Source organism: Sporosarcina sp. JAI121 (genome assembly GCF_013408665.1).
Taxonomy (GTDB): Bacteria; Bacillota; Bacilli; order Bacillales_A; family Planococcaceae; genus Sporosarcina.
The window spans coordinates 1,454,779-1,470,961 of record NZ_JACCCL010000001.1; the positions used below are offsets into that span (position 1 = coordinate 1,454,779).

A 16,183-nucleotide genomic window follows, 5' to 3' on the forward strand; every position below is an offset into this window, starting at 1 on the left:
TCTCAAAGACTGCATAACCCGCATCCGGCACGCCTCTGAGCGTCTGGGCGCTGCAGACTAGACAATAAACAAATGAAAAAGCGGAAGCAGCCATAATTGGCAGCTTCCGCTATCTTAAGTTACGGGAACAGTTCCTGTTTCAGAATCTGCCTTCGTAGCAACCTTCATTGCTTCAACACCGAATTCTTCTATCTCCAACAATCTTTCAAATGACGCAATCGCTACTTCCACTTGCTGATCATCCGGTTCTTTCGTTGTCAACAACTGCAACCACAGACCTGGATAGCCTAAATATTTCAGCACCGGAATATTTCGGAGGGAGTTCGTCAATTGCAACACTTCAAAGGAGATGCCGAGTACGACGGGAATGAGAAGAATCCGGTTTACAATACGCAACCAAAATGGATCAGTCGGTACGAGGAAGTAAATAAACATGCCGACAATCACCGTGAAAAGCATGAAACTGCTACCACAACGGAAATGCAGCCTCGATTGTGCTTGTACATTTTCAATGGTCATCGGCAGATTATTTTCATATGCGTTGATCACCTTATGTTCCGCACCATGGTATTGGAACACGCGTTTAATGAGTGGGGTCATAGATATGAGTGAAATATACGATAATAACAAAATAAGTTTGAACAGACTTTCAAGTAAAATTTGCTCTGTTTTCCCGGGCGCGATAAACAGCAGCGCTTGCGCTAGAAATACGGGGATGAGGGTGAAGACGAACTTCCCGAATAGTAAGGATAAGACACCGACAACGGCAACGCCGAGTACCATCGTCAATTTGGAAGTCTCTTCTTTTTCCTTAACCACTTCATCGCCGGGCATGACATCATAACGTTCACTCGAAAATGTTAAATGCCGCGATCCGACGCCAGCCGATTCGATCAGCGCAACAATACCACGAACAAACGGGATTTTCTTCAATTTCATCCGAATATTATTCTTTTCTTTTGGCAGATGGAAGTAATCGATCGAATCGTCTTTCCGTCTGACAGCGGCCACCGTATGATATTTCCCGCCGAACATAACACCTTCGACAAGAGCTTGACCTCCGTAAGCGGGAGTTTGTTGTCCTTTTTTCATACATTTACCCACACTTTCTCTCATATCGGCTAAAGCATATGATTCATTATACTAAATAATCACGATACACTCCACTGTGATGTTTAAAATGTTCTGATCCTCCCGACACTTTATGCAGGAGGGATTTACTTGATTAATAAAACTTTAATGTGGACCGCGTTGGTCGGTGCTTTTTTTACTACGGCAGCTCTTAAGTTTTTACAATTGTTCAACTTCATCAGTTGGTCACCTGTCGGTTGGGCAAAAAAATGGCATTTGTTCGAAGCCGAACATTTTACGATTAAATGGACATTACTTTTCATAGCACTCTCATTATTATTCGCCATCGTATACTTCGCAGTTTCATTCACAACATCGATTCCACCCTCTGTTACGGCAATACTCCTTGGGGTTATCGTTGTATTTACGGTTGAATGGACGATAGGCTCACCGAAAACCCCAGTAGCAGCACTCAAATCGATATCAATCCCTTACTTTGCTATAATGGCCATAGTATTCAGGTTTATTACCGGTACGGCCGTTTATATGAAGAAAATTTCAAGTGAAAGTGCGAAATGAGTTGCGACAAAAGAACGATATGCTAAAATGAGAAAGACTACGGTGAAGGGAATGGTGCGGTGGTGAAGCTACTTATTTTGAACGGACCCAATCTTAACAGGCTTGGCAAAAGGGAGCCGGGTATTTACGGTGCGGAAACATTGGCAGATGTTGAAAGTAAACTAGATAAGATTGCACTGGCGCAGGATGTTGAACTTGCCTTCTACCAATCGAATTGGGAAGGTGCCTTAGTCGACAAAATCCATGAAGCGGAAGACATCGGTCTCGATGGCATCATCTTCAATCCGGGTGCGTTTACGCATTATAGCATCGCATTGCGTGATGCTGTTGCGTCAATCACTGTACCGGTCATTGAAATCCACATTTCCAATATACATAGCCGGGAACCCTTCAGACAGAATTCCGTTATTGCACCGGTCTGTATCGGTCAAATATCCGGATTTGGCACGGACGGATATGAACTTGCCTACCAAGCTTTCCTTCTCCGGGGAAAAGGGGTATGAAACTGTGAAATTGACAAAACTGCGGCAATTGTTAAAAGAACATGATATCGATGCACTGCTTGTCACAAACGAATTCAACCGTCGTTATATAACGGGATTCACTGGAACAGCGGGGCTTGCTCTTATCTCTACCAATGATGCAGTGTTCATCACAGACTTCCGTTACACAGAACAGGCGGAAAAAGAGATTAGCGGTTTCCGTCTAGTTCAACATACGACAACTATCATTGAAGAAGTGGCAACGCAAGTGAAAAACATGAATCTTCGTACGGTCGGTTTTGAAAAAGATGATATGTCTTTTGGTCTTTATGAGTTGTATAATGAAAAAATCGAGGCGGAGCTGAAACCGGTTTCGGGTCTCGTTGAAAAACTGCGCATGGTTAAAACGGAAGATGAGCTGCTTATTTTGAAAAAAGCTGCTAAAATTGCCGATGATGCATTTGCGCATATTTGCACGTTCATCAAACCGGGTGTGAGTGAACTGGAAGTGTCGAATGAACTTGAGTTTTTCATGCGTAAACAAGGAGCAACATCCTCCTCATTCTCAATTATCGTTGCATCCGGCTTACGCGGTGCATTACCGCACGGTGTGGCAACAGAAAAAGTGATTGAATCGGGAGAACTTGTTACATTGGACTTCGGTGCATTATATGAAGGCTATATTTCTGACATAACACGTACAGTTGCTGTAGGGGAACCTTCGGATAAATTGAAAAAGATCTACGAAGTGACGCTAGCAGCGCAAGAACTTGCTTTAAAAGAGATTAAACCGGGTATGACGGGAATAGAAGCGGACGCGATTGCGCGTGATTATATCAAGACCAAAGGGTATGGTGAGGCATTCGGGCATTCAACAGGACATGGTATCGGTCTGGAAGTGCACGAAGGGCCTGGACTATCTTTCCGCTCTGAGACGGTGCTTGTACCGAATATGGTCGTTACGGTCGAGCCGGGCATCTATTTGCCTGGAATCGGAGGCGTACGCATCGAAGACGATATTATCTTGACGGCAAATGGTAATGAGCGTTTAACGCATTCAACAAAAGAACTACTTATTTTATAATCTATTATTCATTGGAGGAATCACTTTGATTTCAGTAAACGAATTTAAAACAGGACTTACAATTGAATTTGACGGCGACATATGGCGCGTAATGGATTTCCAACACGTTAAACCAGGTAAAGGTGCAGCGTTCGTACGTTCGAAACTCCGTAACCTTCGTTCCGGAAACGTCAATGAAAAAACATTCCGTGCAGGAGAAAAGGTTGCGAAAGCGCAAATCGATAACCGCCGCATGCAATACCTTTATGCAAACGGGGACGATCATGTCTTTATGGATAATGAATCGTATGAACAGATTGAACTTCCTGAAAAGCAGATTGAAGACGAATTGATGTTCTTGAAAGAAAATATGGAAGTCCATGTTATTCTATTTAAAGAAGAAGTACTCGGGGTTGAACTGCCAGTGACAGTCGTGCTGGAAGTTGCAGAAACTGAACCGGGCATTAAGGGCGATACAGCGAGTGGCGGTTCCAAGCCAGCGAAAATGGAAACGGGCGTTGTCGTCCAAGTACCATTCTTTGTCAACGTCGGAGATAAACTTATTATCAATACAGTAGAATCCGAATACGTTTCAAGAGCATAATTAGGAACGCAGTGTAAGAGCGCCACGTCCTGTGGCAACGACTTGCATGACCTACATCCTGTAGGCCTTAGCGGTAACGGCCTGCTCAGACGCGACAGGCGTAAGGCAGAACGGCGAAGCGGTGACCTTTACCAAGGGAAGATGCTGTTCACCCCTTCCTAGCTGAACTGCCTTATGACCCGAGCGTTTGGCCGTTGGGGCTAGACCATAATTAGGGACGCCGTCTAATTACATAACTAGCTTACTAAAATTCTAAACACCTTGCACCCCAATCGGGAAGCAAGGTGTTTTTTTCATATGGGGCGACCTCGGCACATAGGATAGTGCCATGGGGGGAATACCGGATGGAATTAAATGATTTACTGCGTATTGCCGGTATCGGTTTAGTCATCGGTTTTCTGCATATTTTCTTCGAGCAGACCGGCAGAAAGGAATTTTCTTTTTTCCTGTTTTTCATCGCTTATATTTATATCACTGCCGAAATGCTTCGCTTCCTGAAGATTTTCTTCACGGAAATCACGGAGTTTTTCCAGTGGTTATCGATGACGGTCTGATGATAATTCTAGTTCAGTCAATTGTCGTCTTCCTGATTCTCCTCCTCATTTCATTTTCCGTACCTAAATTGCAACCGTTGCTGTATGCAGCCATTTTTTTCTACTTTTTATTCCACTTGCTTAACACAATCGTTTTTCCGTTCGGGAAGTATTTTGTGGCATTGTTTGAACCGTTACCGGAACCATTTGCAAAATTATTGATCGGCAGTGCCATACTTTTTTATGTATCCGAGCTCATCGCAAAACACATTTCAGAGGCAGGTTATGGTTCTCTTGCTTCGATGACTCATTTCGCTGTAAAAATCGCGATTCTTACATTGTGGATGCAGCAGACAGCCACACTTATCGATCTACTTTCAAAACTCATTACAAAATGAACGGACGGGGCCATCCATGATCTCTTTTATAGAAACGATACTCGGAACCGTATTATCAAGTTTCGTCATTGTTATCATTTCAACTTTTATGGCACTGCTGGTGGATTTCCTATTCCCTTCTTTTTCGAAATGGACGAGGATGATTCTGATTTTCATTGTAGTGATCGTCGTTTTACAGCCAGCGTTTGAACATCTGACGCTTATCCGTGATATTGCACATTCAATATCAATGATGTTCATCTCGATTTACCCGATATTGACAGCAAGCATGATTGCGGCAGGTGGGGCATTCAGCATGCTGAATTTTCAGCCGGCGATGCTGCTATTTGCGAATGGCGCGATTGTCCTGACGGAACGTATACTAATCCCGTTGTTGACGGGCGCACTAATTTTTGATCTTGTATCAAGGATATTACCCGCTGTTCCGTTTACTAAAATGGCGGATTTGATTCGGACGACCCTTCTCGGCGCTGTTTCAGCCGTTGTTGCCGCTTATTCCATTTTTATCACTGTAGGAGGGACCATGTCATGGGCACTCACAGGGTTAGCGAGTGAGCCGATCAAGGAACTCATCCGGCAAAACGTCCCGCTAATTGGCTCATTCATGACTGATAGTATGGGGACGATCGGACGTTATTCATCGGGAGCCAGTGTTTTCGCAGGGGGATGGCTTATTTCCGCAATATGGACGGTTGCGCTTATTCCGTCGTTCAAGACATTACTTACGGCATTCTTTTATAGATGGACGGCTGCGCTTATCGAGCCATTCGCGAATGAAGATATCACCGGGATTTTGGATGATATCGGAAGGACTTTGTTCGTGTTGTGCGCCGTTTCTTTTCTTATCGCTTTCGCATTTATCTACACGGCACTATTTTCAATCATTCTTGTGAAGTTGATTACTTCAATGAAATGAGGCTAGGAAATGGAATCTTTTTAATTGGTGTCCTGCTGATTACTCTTCTATCCTCAACACTCCTATTGTTACTGCCAGAAGAAACGGAAGAAGATTTTATGCCGATCATTAAACTTGCCATGGGAATCTGGATGATTCAATCAATCTTCAATATTTTTGGTCATAGCCTCTCTTGAAACTGCATAATATGAATCATTGATGACAGGTCGTACAAGCGGCTCAATGAACGAAAATGGTGATGATATGGAAAAACCGAAAAGAAAAATTCATACGATCTTCCTCGGCACTATTGTTATCCTGGTCATCATTTTCATCAATTCCAGTCTTGGCGTCATCGGGGGAGAGAAGGGAAAGAAGGAGGAGAGCCGGGAATATGCAGCACTAGAAGAGGCGCTGATGAGAATTGAAGGGATCGGGAAGGTCTCACTTTACTTTCATTATGAAAACAGAGAACCTGCCAATCCGCTATCCGATTACTTTTCAACGTCCACAGCATCGACCAATAAAGGAAATAAGTTGCAAGGCATTCTAGTCGTTGCAGAAGGTGCGGAAGACTTTAAGATTCAAACTGAACTATCCCACATTTTGTCGACCGTCCTTCAGCTGCCCGAACATCGAATCGTCATCGTTGAAATGGAGAAAAGGGGGAACACTAATGAAAACGAATAAAAGAACAGTATGGTTTTTAACATTGCTAAGCCTGGTTGCAGTCATCTCAATCTATTACATCAAAGAAAAAGCACCGATGCCGTTCGACGGGATCACCATCTTCAAAGATTCAGAGAAAGCCATACAGTTGGCAGAGAAAAAGAGTGATGCGGAGAAGACACAACCCGTCTTTGCGGAAGCGCTACTTTTCCAAGAAATGCGGATGGAGGTCCGCAATGAACGGAGTAAGATGGAAGAGCAATTAATGACTAAAATGACATCCTCCGATTATACGGCCGAGGAAAAAAACAAAGTATTCGAAGAGATGGGTGAGTTGTCTAAACGCGAATCGGCAGAAGCGCTCATGGAGTTACAAATAAAAGCGTTGGGATATCCCGAAGCGTTCGTACACAATGAAGACGGCGAAGTAAAAGTGACTGTCCTTTCCACTGAAGGTCAATCAGCACAAATGGCGGATGAAATCGTTCATTACGTCAAGACAAGCTGGAAAGATGCAAAGATGGTGCAAGTCAGCTTCACAGGCGACTCTGAATAAGTAAGAAAATTGAAGGCCCTAAAAAGGGTCTTTTTTTCGTCCATGAAATTATAAAATCTCTTATTATGGATAAGTTACGACACAGAGATTACACTCCAAACTCCGACGCTTTCGTTATTTTAGAAGCAAACTTTAAGACAAATGACTATTATCTATTTCATTGTGGAGTGAAAACGGCTAAAATAGTTAAAGAACGTAATTATAATGGAGTCAGGAGAATCGATCATGTTAAAAATCCAAGAAATCCGTGAAATTATTAAACTAATTGATCAATCTTCAATTGCAAAGTTTTCTTATGAATCAGAAGGCGCGAAATTGGAATTGAAAAAAGGCGATGACCAGCGACCAGCTGTAATCGTAGAGACGGCACCGCCTGTTCAACAGGAAGTTGCGGTTGCCCAAGTAAAGAAGCCGGAAGAAGTTATTGTACCTCTGCAAGAAACGTCAGTTGCACCTGAAGCTGCAACACCAACGGAAGATCCTTCTTTACACAAAATCGTTTCACCTATGGTCGGGACGTTTTATTCTGCATCTTCACCAGATGTACCAGCATATGTGCAGAATGGTGATAAAGTGAAACCTGAAGCCATCGTGTGCATCGTAGAAGCAATGAAACTTTTCAATGAAATTGAAGCGGAAGTTTCAGGGGAAATCGTCGAGGTTCTTGTAAAAGACGGACAACTTGTTGAATACGGGCAACCCCTCTTCCTTGTAAAAGCTAATTAAGGGGGAAAAGTTAATGAAAAAAGTATTAATAGCCAATCGCGGTGAAATCGCCGTACGTATCATCAGGGCCTGTAAAGAGCTTGGTATCAAAACGGTCGCGGTGTATTCTGAAGCTGACCAAGATGCTCTTCACGTGGAATTAGCGGATGAAGCTTATTGCATCGGTCCAAAATTATCCAAAGACAGTTATCTTAACTTTTCTAATATCATCAGTGTTGCAAAATTAACCGGTTGTGATGGAATTCATCCTGGATATGGATTCCTTGCTGAAAATGCGAGTTTTGCGGAACTATGTGAAGAAGTCAACATCGAATTCATCGGACCTACCGCGGATTCAATTTCACGGATGGGTACGAAAGACGTAGCACGTGAAACGATGCGGGAAGCAGGCGTTCCGATTGTGCCGGGGTCTACTGGAATCGTTGCTGATGAAACAGAAGGTCTTCGAATCGCCGAAGAAATTGGTTTTCCTGTTATCATCAAAGCAACGGCAGGCGGCGGCGGAAAAGGGATACGAGTGGCACGAGATCCTGAAGAGCTGATCAAAGGAATCAAAATTACACAAAAAGAAGCAGCAGCCGCTTTCGGCAATCCGGGCGTCTACCTGGAGAAATATATTGAAGTCTTCCGTCATGTCGAAGTTCAAATACTCGCGGACAAATACGGTAATACGATCCATCTTGGCGAACGCGACTGTTCCATTCAGCGCAGAATGCAGAAACTCGTCGAGGAAGCACCATCACCGGCATTGACGCCTGAACTGAGACAGGCAGTCGGAGAAGCGGCGGTAATAGCGGCAGAAGCGGTTAATTATCGTGGAGCCGGAACAGTTGAATTCATTTTCGATCATATCAATCAAAAGTTCTACTTCATGGAAATGAATACCCGGATTCAAGTGGAACATACGATAACAGAAATGGTTACAGGTATCGATTTGGTGAAACAGCAACTGAAAATCGCGTCGGGTGAAAAACTGGCCTATCGTCAGGAAGATATCAAAATCACCGGCTGGTCAATCGAATGCCGCATCAATGCGGAAAATCCTTCGAAAAACTTTATGCCGTCACCGGGGAAAGTCACGATGTACATGCCTCCAGGCGGCTTTGGTGTTCGAGTGGATTCAGCGATGTATACAGGCTATTCCATACCGCCGTTTTACGATTCTATGGTTGCGAAATTGATTGTTCATGGGGATACGAGGGAAGAAGCGGTCGCCAGGATGAAACGGGCTCTTGATGAATTCATCATCGAAGGTGTCGATACGACAATCCCGTTCCATTTGAAACTTATGGGTAACGAAGTCTTTGAATCAGGGGATTTCGATACAAAATTCCTTGAAAAATATACGATTATGAACTAACAAGGAGGAGAATCGGATTGTCTGACAAAACAATTCCCACATTAGTCGGAATGGCTCCAACTGGAAACAGTGAGCTTGGACGTGTCCAGCTTGCTCCTGAAGTTCTTGAGGTGATTATCGGAATAGCAACGACGGAAATAAAAGGCGTTGCGGATACAAGAGGTAATTTTGCTACGGGTGTTGCGGAAAAGTTCGGTAAAGTGAACCATGGAAAAGGCGTAAAAACAGAATGGTCCGAGGATGGCTTAACGATTGACGTATACTGCGTTGTTGAATATGGCTATTCCGTCCCTGCCATCGCCTTGGAAATCCAAAAACAAATTCGTCATGCCATATTCCACATGACTTCCCTTGAAACGAAAGAAGTCAATGTCCATATAACAGGGATTCAGTTTGAGACTGGAGCCGAAATGGTATGATCTGAAAAGCATCGTCCAGCTGGATGATGCTTTTCAACTTGTCTTACTGTATTCGGACAACCTGTTTATGCTATGATAATGCCCTAGAGACACGGTAGTGGAGGAGAATATTAATATGAAACGAAGAGAAGCACGTGAAAAAGCAGTCCAAACACTTTTTCAGCTTGATAATACGGAATTGAGTGTAGATGAAGCCATTAACTATATTATTGAAGAGCCGGCGAGCCGCTTCTATGAACAGCTTGTACGGGGAACTGTGCAAAATAAAGAAGCAATAGATGAAGTCCTGGCCGAAAAGTTGGAAAACTGGTCATTGGACCGACTTCCGAAAATTGAACGGACCGTCCTGAGGATTGCAGTCTATGAACTACTGTTCAATGAAGAAGTACCGCACAGGGTGGTATTGAATGAGGCGATCGAGTTATGCAAAACATTCGGTGATGAAAAATCAGGCCGTTTTGTTAATGGCGTGCTCTCAAAATTCGAAGAAAAATAATTCAAGCTATTTGGAGGAATCATGATGACTGGGAAACTGATCGATGGAAGAGCAATCGGGGAAGAAATCCGGGAAGAAATCAAAGAAAGGGTCACTGCACTGAAGGAAAAAGGTTGTCAACCTGGACTTGCGGTCGTCCTCGTTGGCGATAATCAAGCCTCCCGTACATATGTGAAAAATAAACAGAAATCGAGTCTGGAAGCAGGTATGAAATCGGAATTGATTGAACTTCCAATTACTGTTTCTGAAAAAGAGTTACTTGATCACGTCACAAGATTGAACAATGATGATTCAATCCACGGTATTCTGGTTCAGCTCCCATTACCGGAGCATATCGACGAAAACCTTGTCATTCGTGCCATAGACCCTGCAAAAGACGTAGATGGATTCCATCCTGAAAATGTCGGGAAAATGATCATTGGACAACATGCATTTCTATCCTGTACGCCATATGGCATCATCAAGCTTCTAGAACGGACGGGTACTGAAATAAGTGGGAAGCACGCTGTTATCGTAGGGCGCAGCAACATCGTCGGAAAACCGATGGGTCAATTGCTATTGCAGCGGGACGCTACTGTGACATACTGCCATTCAAAAACGAAAGATCTAGCATCATTTACAAAACAGGCGGACATTCTTATCGTTGCAATCGGAAAAACAAAATTCATTACTGATGAGCATGTGAAAGAAGGTAGTGTCGTAATCGATGTCGGCATGAACCGAGATGAGAACGGCAAATTGTGCGGAGATGTTGATTTCGATTCAGCAAAAACGAAGGCATCTGCAATCACGCCTGTCCCGGGTGGAGTAGGTCCGATGACAATTACAATGTTACTGAAAAATACTCTTCATAGTGCAGAAAAAGCTTCACAAGAAGGAAGATGCACGCAACAACTATAAAAAAACGGACGGACGCTGTTTTTCATTGAAAAGACAGCGTTTCTATACGTCAAGAATCGGGAGGCGGGACTGTTGGCCGGAAACCCACATCTATCTGTACAAGCATTAACAAAATACATAAAACGAAAGTTCGATGCGGATCCCCATTTACGTAACGTCTATGTCAAAGGGGAATTATCGAATGTTAAAAGCCACCCGAGCGGTCATATTTATTTCACGTTAAAAGATGAAAAGAGCCGGATCCAGTCAGCAATGTTCCGTTCAAGCGCAGCCGGACTAAAATTCAGGCCAGAAAATGGCATGAATGTGCTCATCACTGGCGATGTAACAGTCTTTGAGACAAGCGGTAACTATCAATTGTATGTACAATCCATGCAGCCGGATGGTATAGGTGCACTTTATCTAGCATTTGAACAATTGAAAGAAAGTCTTGGGAAAGAAGGACTCTTCGATGCGCGTTGGAAGATTCCATTGCCCTTGTATCCGCAAAAGATTGGTGTAGTTACAGCGCAAACGGGTGCGGCAATCCAAGATATTTGTTCAACAATTGAAAGACGCTATCCTCTTGCTGAAATCATTTTATTTCCGGCGGTTGTACAAGGACCACAGGCGGCTCCATCTATCATCACATCAATTGAACAGGCAGATGCCTATGGTTCAATCGATGTTCTTATCGTTGGACGCGGCGGCGGTTCCATCGAAGATTTGTGGGCGTTCAACGAAGAATCGGTTGCACGCGCGATATTCTCCTGCCGAATTCCGGTAATCAGCGCTGTCGGCCACGAGACGGATACGACAATTGCCGATTTCGTGTCGGATAGACGAGCACCTACGCCAACAGCAGCTGCTGAAATGGCCGTTCCAGCCCGAGATGAACTGTTTGAAAGAGTCCTAGACCGCAAACGAGCTATTTACAGTACGCTGTCCAACCAAATTAAAAATGAACGGAAACGGCTAACAAATTTACAAACTTCCTATCCACTTCAATTTCCGGAACGACTTTACCGGCCTTTCACCGAAAGACTGCTAGGGCTCGAAGGAAGGCTAGTACGTAGTGGGCAGGATATAACCGGTTACCGAACATCACAATATCAACGATTAAGCAGCATGCTATCCACTTTTTCGCCGGAACAGCGAATCAGGGAAGGGCACCGCAATGTGTCGTTATTGACGGAACGCCTGACAAGAGGCGTCCAGCAAGATGTCCGCATGCGCAGTGACCGCTTTCACGCATCCGTCCGTATGCTCAAGGCACTGAATCCGCTTACGATCATGGAGCGCGGTTATTCAATTGTTTATCATAATAACGAAGTTGCAAATTCTGTCCAATCCATCAAGATTGGAGAAAACATCCAAATTCGCTTACAAGATGGAATAGCAGATGCAACCGTCCAATCGATAACAATAAACGAAGGGGAGGAAATATAATTGGGAAACGAGCCGATTCGCTTTGAGGAAGCGATGCTTAAATTAGAAGAAGTCGTCCAGAAGCTTGAGACGGGCGATGTGCCACTTGAAGATGCCATCACGCTTTACAAAAAAGGGATGGAACTTTCCGCGTATTGCCACGGCAAATTACAGGACGCTGAAAAACAGCTCATTTCCATTATTGATAAAGAAGGAAATAAGACGGAATTCAATCCGGCAAAAGGAACTGATTCGAATGAATGAAAAACTGCAGCGATTCATCACAGAAAAAATTCCTGTTATCGACGACAGGCTTAATAGCATGCTTGCAGCCTCAAATGTATCGGAATCATTGAAGTCCTCGATGACCTATTCAATCAATGCCGGCGGGAAGCGAATCCGACCACTCCTCGTACTAGCCACGCTCGAAGACCTCGGTGCCCTTACAGAAGACGCCTTGACGGTAGCATGTGCAGTCGAATTGGTACATACGTATTCCCTAATCCACGATGATTTGCCTTGTATGGATGATGACGACTTCAGACGCGGTAAACCAACGAATCATATCGTTTACGGGGAAGCTGTCGCGGTTCTTGCAGGAGATGCACTTCAGGCCCTAGCATTCGGCAGTCTGACACATCTACAAGAGACATCCGCTCTGGACGCTCTCCGCATCATCCGTTTACTCGCGGACGCATCGGGGGCCACGGGCATGGTCGGCGGACAGGTGCTGGATATTGAAGGGGAGACAAAAAAGTTATCTCTATCAGAACTCGAAACTGTTCATATCAATAAAACGGGTGCCTTGTTATCATTCTGTATCGAAGCCGGTGCGATATTAGCCGGTCTGGATGAAGAAAAATCAGCGGAATTGAAAAGGTTTGCTTATAACATCGGACTTGCATTCCAAATACAGGACGATATTCTAGATATCACGTCTACAACAGAAGAACTCGGAAAGACTGTGGGTAGCGACGCGACAAGTGACAAGTCGACTTATCCATCGCTGCTTGGTTTGGAAGGTGCAGTAGAGCGGCTTGAAGAACATCACCAATTCGCAAAAGAATCAATTGCATTTTTGGAAGCGGAGCATCCCATGCTTGGATTATTCGCGGATTATATCGTGAATCGTAAGTCGTAAAGGGAACGTAAATGTTGTGCTGGTCGTCCTACTTGATATAATGTAGTCAGCGCAATAACAACAATGGCAATTAATATGTGAAGGTGTGTGATAATGATGGAACTCACTGAAATTACTAGTCCATCTTTTATAAAAAAACTCAATAAGGATCAGATGACGCAGCTTGCTGAAGATATCCGTAAATTTCTTATTGAAAAGCTTTCTGTTACCGGCGGTCATATCGGTCCGAATCTTGGTGTAGTTGAATTGACGATTATGCTGCATCGGATATTTGATAGTCCAGACGATAAAATCATCTGGGATGTCGGTCACCAGGCGTATGTCCATAAAATTTTAACAGGGCGTGCATGTGATTTTGATTCATTAAGGCAATATAAAGGTTTATGCGGATTTCCAAAAATGATTGAGAGCGAACATGACGTATGGGAAACAGGACACAGTTCCACTTCACTGTCTGCTGCAATGGGAATGGCGGCTGCAAGGGATGTGAAAGGCGATTCGAATTTTGTTATTCCGATCATCGGTGATGGTGCACTTACCGGCGGAATGGCACTGGAAGCACTTAATCATATCGGTCATGCGAAAACGAATATGATTGTCATTTTGAATGACAACGAAATGTCGATTGCCCCGAACGTCGGTGCACTTCACGCTGTTCTTGGGAAATTGAGAACTGCCGGAAAGTACAATAGTGCCAAAGATGAACTTGAATATATTTTAAAAAAGATTCCGGCGGTTGGCGGTAAACTTGCATCTGCTGCGGAACGAGTGAAAGACAGTTTGAAATACCTGCTAGTTTCGGGCATCTTTTTTGAAGAACTCGGTTTCACCTATCTTGGTCCGATTGATGGCCATGACTTTAATGACCTTGAACGCAATATTCAATACGCGAAGAAGACGGAAGGACCTGTCCTTCTGCACGTCATTACGAAAAAAGGCAAAGGATTCCGTCCTGCAGAGGACGATAAAAGAGGTACCTGGCATGGTACGGGACCTTATAAGATTGAAACCGGCGATCTCATCAAATCTTCTTCCGTGGCGCCTTCATGGAGTGGACTCATTGCAGAAACAGTCCGGAACATCGCACGTGAGGACAGGCGTATCGTGGCAATAACACCGGCAATGCCTGTCGGTTCGAAGCTCGAATCATTTGCATCTGAATTTCCCGATCGTTTCTTCGATGTCGGCATCGCCGAACAGCATGCTACAACGATGGCGGCGGGACTTGCGACGCAAGGGATGAAACCTTTCCTTGCGATTTATTCGACATTCATGCAACGTGCTTATGATCAGATGCTGCACGACATTTCAAGGCAGAACTTGAATGTTTTTATCGGAATCGACCGTGCAGGTCTCGTAGGGGCGGATGGTGAAACTCATCAAGGTGTCTTTGATATCGCATTCTTAAGACATATGCCGAATTTGGTCATCATGATGCCGAAAGACGAAAATGAAGGGCAGCATATGGTGAAAACTGCTATAGATTACAATGAAGGTCCCATTGTATTACGCTATCCGAGGGGTAACGGACTAGGTGTACCACTGGACGAAACGTTGCGCCCAATCCCGATTGGTACATGGGAAGTGCTGCGTGAAGGACATGACGTTGCTGTCCTGACATTCGGAACATCAATTCCGATGGCGCTGGAAGCGGCTGAAACATTAGCTGCAAAAGGAATTCATGTCAAAGTAATCAATGCAAGATTTATCAAGCCGCTCGATACTGCAATGCTGGACCGGCTTTTTGCAACAGGCATGCCAATCATGACAGTGGAAGAAGCGGTCCTCGCAGGCGGTTTCGGAAGTGCTGTACTTGAATATGCACACGATTCCCAGCAGACTGTCATACCGATTCAGCGGATGGGTATTCCGGATCGATTCATCGAGCATGGCAATGTCGAAGAGCTGCTGGCCGAAATTGGTATGACAGCAGGTCATTTAGCTGATGATTTGGAAATCCTTGTGAAAAAGCATGCAGTTGAAAGGGAACAAGTATGATTAATCGTATTGAAAAAGAGCGGGTCGATGTCCTCTTGGTCGCGCGCGGCCTCTTTGAAACGAGGGAGCAAGCAAAACGATCTATTATGGCAGGTATCGTCTTTTCCGCCGAAACCAGACTCGATAAACCGGGTGAGAAAATTGCAGCGGATGCACCGCTAATGGTAAAAGGCTCGAAACTGAAATATGTTAGCAGGGGCGGCTTGAAGTTGGAAAAAGCGCTTGAACTGTTCGATGCTGATGTGGAAGGCAAGATTGTACTTGATATCGGTTCATCGACGGGCGGATTTACAGACTGCGCTCTACAAAACGGAGCGGCACATTGTTACGCACTTGATGTCGGGTACAATCAATTAGCTTGGAAAATACGTCAAGACCCGCGTGTCACAGTTATGGAGAGAACAAACTTCAGACACGCTACGCCGGAACTATTCACTGAAGGCATACCCCAATTTGCGACAATTGATGTTTCCTTCATTTCATTGACACTAATCCTGCCTGCTTTGAAACGTATCATTGCAAATGGTGGTGATGTTATGGTGCTTGTTAAGCCACAATTCGAAGCGGGCAAAGGGAAAGTGGGCAAAAAAGGAGTCGTCAGGGAAAAGTCCGTACATCTTGAAGTATTAAAAAAAATCGCGGAGGCATCTATAGAAGAAGGTTTCAGTCTACGCGGAATTTCATTCTCACCTGTCACGGGGGGAGAAGGGAACATCGAGTTTCTGTTTCATCTGACTTCTGAGGACAATGCCACGACGTCATTCGATGATGTTGACTTCGACAAACTTGTCGATGACGCTTACAAAAACTTGCAATAGCGCGCATTAAGTTGCGCGCTTTTGTTGTTGTGTACAAAATTCGATGTTAAAGTACAAAATAGGATATC

21 protein-coding genes are annotated in these 16,183 nt (G+C 44.3%); 20 read left to right on the forward strand and 1 reads right to left on the reverse strand.

The genetic code is table 11. From position 1 onward, the window contains the following. Nucleotides 1-114: 114 nt before the first annotated feature. Nucleotides 115-1,092: a DUF1385 domain-containing protein gene (locus tag HDC33_RS06855; protein ID WP_179391734.1), complete on the reverse strand. Its 978-nt coding sequence runs from the start codon at nucleotides 1,090-1,092 to the stop codon at nucleotides 115-117. Nucleotides 1,093-1,221: 129 nt separating this feature from the next. Between HDC33_RS06855 and HDC33_RS06860 the strand changes: the two genes are divergently transcribed. The 20 genes from HDC33_RS06860 to HDC33_RS06950 all read left to right on the forward strand — a co-directional run bounded on the left by HDC33_RS06860 (nucleotide 1,222) and on the right by HDC33_RS06950 (nucleotide 16,115). Beyond that, the gene (locus HDC33_RS06860) at nucleotides 1,222-1,650 is read left to right on the forward strand and encodes a hypothetical protein (protein ID WP_179391735.1); all 429 of its coding nucleotides are present in this window, start codon (nucleotides 1,222-1,224) and stop codon (nucleotides 1,648-1,650) included. A gap of 62 nt (nucleotides 1,651-1,712) precedes the next feature. Beyond that, a complete protein-coding gene (gene aroQ / locus HDC33_RS06865; RefSeq protein ID WP_179392660.1) occupies nucleotides 1,713-2,153 on the forward strand; it encodes a type II 3-dehydroquinate dehydratase in 441 nt (146 codons plus the stop codon). Next, the gene (locus HDC33_RS06870; protein WP_179391736.1) at nucleotides 2,107-3,216 is read left to right on the forward strand and encodes a M24 family metallopeptidase; all 1,110 of its coding nucleotides are present in this window, start codon (nucleotides 2,107-2,109) and stop codon (nucleotides 3,214-3,216) included. The genes aroQ and HDC33_RS06870 overlap by 47 nt, the downstream gene beginning before the upstream one ends. 25 nt (nucleotides 3,217-3,241) lie before the next feature. Then, a complete protein-coding gene (efp, locus tag HDC33_RS06875; protein ID WP_179391737.1) occupies nucleotides 3,242-3,799 on the forward strand; it encodes an elongation factor P in 558 nt (185 codons plus the stop codon). A gap of 344 nt (nucleotides 3,800-4,143) precedes the next feature. Further along, nucleotides 4,144-4,353 (forward strand): SpoIIIAC/SpoIIIAD family protein, encoded by a 210-nt coding sequence (locus tag HDC33_RS06880; RefSeq protein WP_179391738.1) that lies wholly within the window; start codon nucleotides 4,144-4,146, stop codon nucleotides 4,351-4,353. Further along, nucleotides 4,332-4,730, forward strand: a complete 399-nt coding sequence (locus HDC33_RS06885) for a SpoIIIAC/SpoIIIAD family protein (RefSeq protein ID WP_179391739.1) — start codon at nucleotides 4,332-4,334, stop codon at nucleotides 4,728-4,730. The genes HDC33_RS06880 and HDC33_RS06885 overlap by 22 nt, the downstream gene beginning before the upstream one ends. A 16-nt stretch (nucleotides 4,731-4,746) precedes the next feature. Further along, nucleotides 4,747-5,646, forward strand: a complete 900-nt coding sequence (locus HDC33_RS06890; protein ID WP_179391740.1) for a stage III sporulation protein AE — start codon at nucleotides 4,747-4,749, stop codon at nucleotides 5,644-5,646. After that, nucleotides 5,643-5,822, forward strand: coding sequence for a hypothetical protein (locus tag HDC33_RS16385; protein WP_218843172.1), 180 nt, complete (start codon nucleotides 5,643-5,645; stop codon nucleotides 5,820-5,822). The genes HDC33_RS06890 and HDC33_RS16385 overlap by 4 nt, the downstream gene beginning before the upstream one ends. A gap of 22 nt (nucleotides 5,823-5,844) precedes the next feature. After that, nucleotides 5,845-6,315, forward strand: coding sequence for a hypothetical protein (locus tag HDC33_RS06895; RefSeq protein WP_179391741.1), 471 nt, complete (start codon nucleotides 5,845-5,847; stop codon nucleotides 6,313-6,315). Next, on the forward strand, nucleotides 6,302-6,850 hold the full coding sequence (locus tag HDC33_RS06900; RefSeq protein WP_179391742.1) for a SpoIIIAH-like family protein: 549 nt from the start codon (nucleotides 6,302-6,304) through the stop codon (nucleotides 6,848-6,850). Before HDC33_RS06895 ends, HDC33_RS06900 begins: the two co-directional genes overlap by 14 nt. A gap of 225 nt (nucleotides 6,851-7,075) precedes the next feature. After that, on the forward strand, nucleotides 7,076-7,576 hold the full coding sequence (gene accB / locus HDC33_RS06905; protein WP_179391743.1) for an acetyl-CoA carboxylase biotin carboxyl carrier protein: 501 nt from the start codon (nucleotides 7,076-7,078) through the stop codon (nucleotides 7,574-7,576). A gap of 13 nt (nucleotides 7,577-7,589) precedes the next feature. Continuing rightward, nucleotides 7,590-8,936, forward strand: coding sequence for an acetyl-CoA carboxylase biotin carboxylase subunit (gene accC, locus HDC33_RS06910; protein WP_179391744.1), 1,347 nt, complete (start codon nucleotides 7,590-7,592; stop codon nucleotides 8,934-8,936). A gap of 17 nt (nucleotides 8,937-8,953) precedes the next feature. Then, nucleotides 8,954-9,355, forward strand: coding sequence for an Asp23/Gls24 family envelope stress response protein (locus HDC33_RS06915; protein WP_370457417.1), 402 nt, complete (start codon nucleotides 8,954-8,956; stop codon nucleotides 9,353-9,355). Between the two features lie 115 nt (nucleotides 9,356-9,470). Continuing rightward, nucleotides 9,471-9,851, forward strand: coding sequence for a transcription antitermination factor NusB (gene nusB / locus HDC33_RS06920; RefSeq protein ID WP_179391745.1), 381 nt, complete (start codon nucleotides 9,471-9,473; stop codon nucleotides 9,849-9,851). A 24-nt stretch (nucleotides 9,852-9,875) separates the two neighbouring features. Next, nucleotides 9,876-10,751, forward strand: a complete 876-nt coding sequence (folD, locus tag HDC33_RS06925; RefSeq protein ID WP_179391746.1) for a bifunctional methylenetetrahydrofolate dehydrogenase/methenyltetrahydrofolate cyclohydrolase FolD — start codon at nucleotides 9,876-9,878, stop codon at nucleotides 10,749-10,751. Nucleotides 10,752-10,823: 72 nt separating this feature from the next. Next, nucleotides 10,824-12,179 carry an exodeoxyribonuclease VII large subunit gene (xseA, locus tag HDC33_RS06930; protein ID WP_179391747.1) on the forward strand — a complete coding sequence of 452 codons (1,356 nt, stop codon included), beginning with the start codon at nucleotides 10,824-10,826 and terminating at the stop codon, nucleotides 12,177-12,179. After that, nucleotides 12,180-12,422: an exodeoxyribonuclease VII small subunit gene (locus HDC33_RS06935; protein WP_255457311.1), complete on the forward strand. Its 243-nt coding sequence runs from the start codon at nucleotides 12,180-12,182 to the stop codon at nucleotides 12,420-12,422. It begins immediately after the preceding gene. After that, nucleotides 12,415-13,299, forward strand: a complete 885-nt coding sequence (locus HDC33_RS06940; protein ID WP_179391748.1) for a polyprenyl synthetase family protein — start codon at nucleotides 12,415-12,417, stop codon at nucleotides 13,297-13,299. The genes HDC33_RS06935 and HDC33_RS06940 overlap by 8 nt, the downstream gene beginning before the upstream one ends. 96 nt (nucleotides 13,300-13,395) lie before the next feature. Continuing rightward, a complete protein-coding gene (gene dxs, locus HDC33_RS06945; protein ID WP_179392663.1) occupies nucleotides 13,396-15,297 on the forward strand; it encodes a 1-deoxy-D-xylulose-5-phosphate synthase in 1,902 nt (633 codons plus the stop codon). Next, nucleotides 15,297-16,115, forward strand: a complete 819-nt coding sequence (locus HDC33_RS06950) for a TlyA family RNA methyltransferase (RefSeq protein ID WP_179392664.1) — start codon at nucleotides 15,297-15,299, stop codon at nucleotides 16,113-16,115. The genes dxs and HDC33_RS06950 overlap by 1 nt, the downstream gene beginning before the upstream one ends. The last annotated feature ends 68 nt before the right edge of the window (nucleotides 16,116-16,183 follow it).

Excerpts from the sequence above, each read along its gene's own strand:
- HDC33_RS06855 (WP_179391734.1), bottom strand. The coding sequence starts at position 1,092 with ATGAAAAAAGGACAACAAACTCCCGCTTACGGAGGTCAAGCTCTTGTC.
- HDC33_RS06870 (WP_179391736.1), top strand. The coding sequence starts at position 2,107 with ATGAACTTGCCTACCAAGCTTTCCTTCTCCGGGGAAAAGGGGTATGAA.
- HDC33_RS06880 (WP_179391738.1), top strand. The coding sequence starts at position 4,144 with ATGGAATTAAATGATTTACTGCGTATTGCCGGTATCGGTTTAGTCATC.
- HDC33_RS06890 (WP_179391740.1), top strand. The coding sequence starts at position 4,747 with ATGATCTCTTTTATAGAAACGATACTCGGAACCGTATTATCAAGTTTC.
- HDC33_RS16385 (WP_218843172.1), top strand. The coding sequence starts at position 5,643 with ATGAGGCTAGGAAATGGAATCTTTTTAATTGGTGTCCTGCTGATTACT.
- HDC33_RS06895 (WP_179391741.1), top strand. The coding sequence starts at position 5,845 with ATGACAGGTCGTACAAGCGGCTCAATGAACGAAAATGGTGATGATATG.
- HDC33_RS06900 (WP_179391742.1), top strand. The coding sequence starts at position 6,302 with ATGAAAACGAATAAAAGAACAGTATGGTTTTTAACATTGCTAAGCCTG.
- accB (WP_179391743.1), top strand. The coding sequence starts at position 7,076 with ATGTTAAAAATCCAAGAAATCCGTGAAATTATTAAACTAATTGATCAA.
- accC (WP_179391744.1), top strand. The coding sequence starts at position 7,590 with ATGAAAAAAGTATTAATAGCCAATCGCGGTGAAATCGCCGTACGTATC.
- nusB (WP_179391745.1), top strand. The coding sequence starts at position 9,471 with ATGAAACGAAGAGAAGCACGTGAAAAAGCAGTCCAAACACTTTTTCAG.
- folD (WP_179391746.1), top strand. The coding sequence starts at position 9,876 with ATGACTGGGAAACTGATCGATGGAAGAGCAATCGGGGAAGAAATCCGG.
- HDC33_RS06940 (WP_179391748.1), top strand. The coding sequence starts at position 12,415 with ATGAATGAAAAACTGCAGCGATTCATCACAGAAAAAATTCCTGTTATC.
- dxs (WP_179392663.1), top strand. The coding sequence starts at position 13,396 with ATGGAACTCACTGAAATTACTAGTCCATCTTTTATAAAAAAACTCAAT.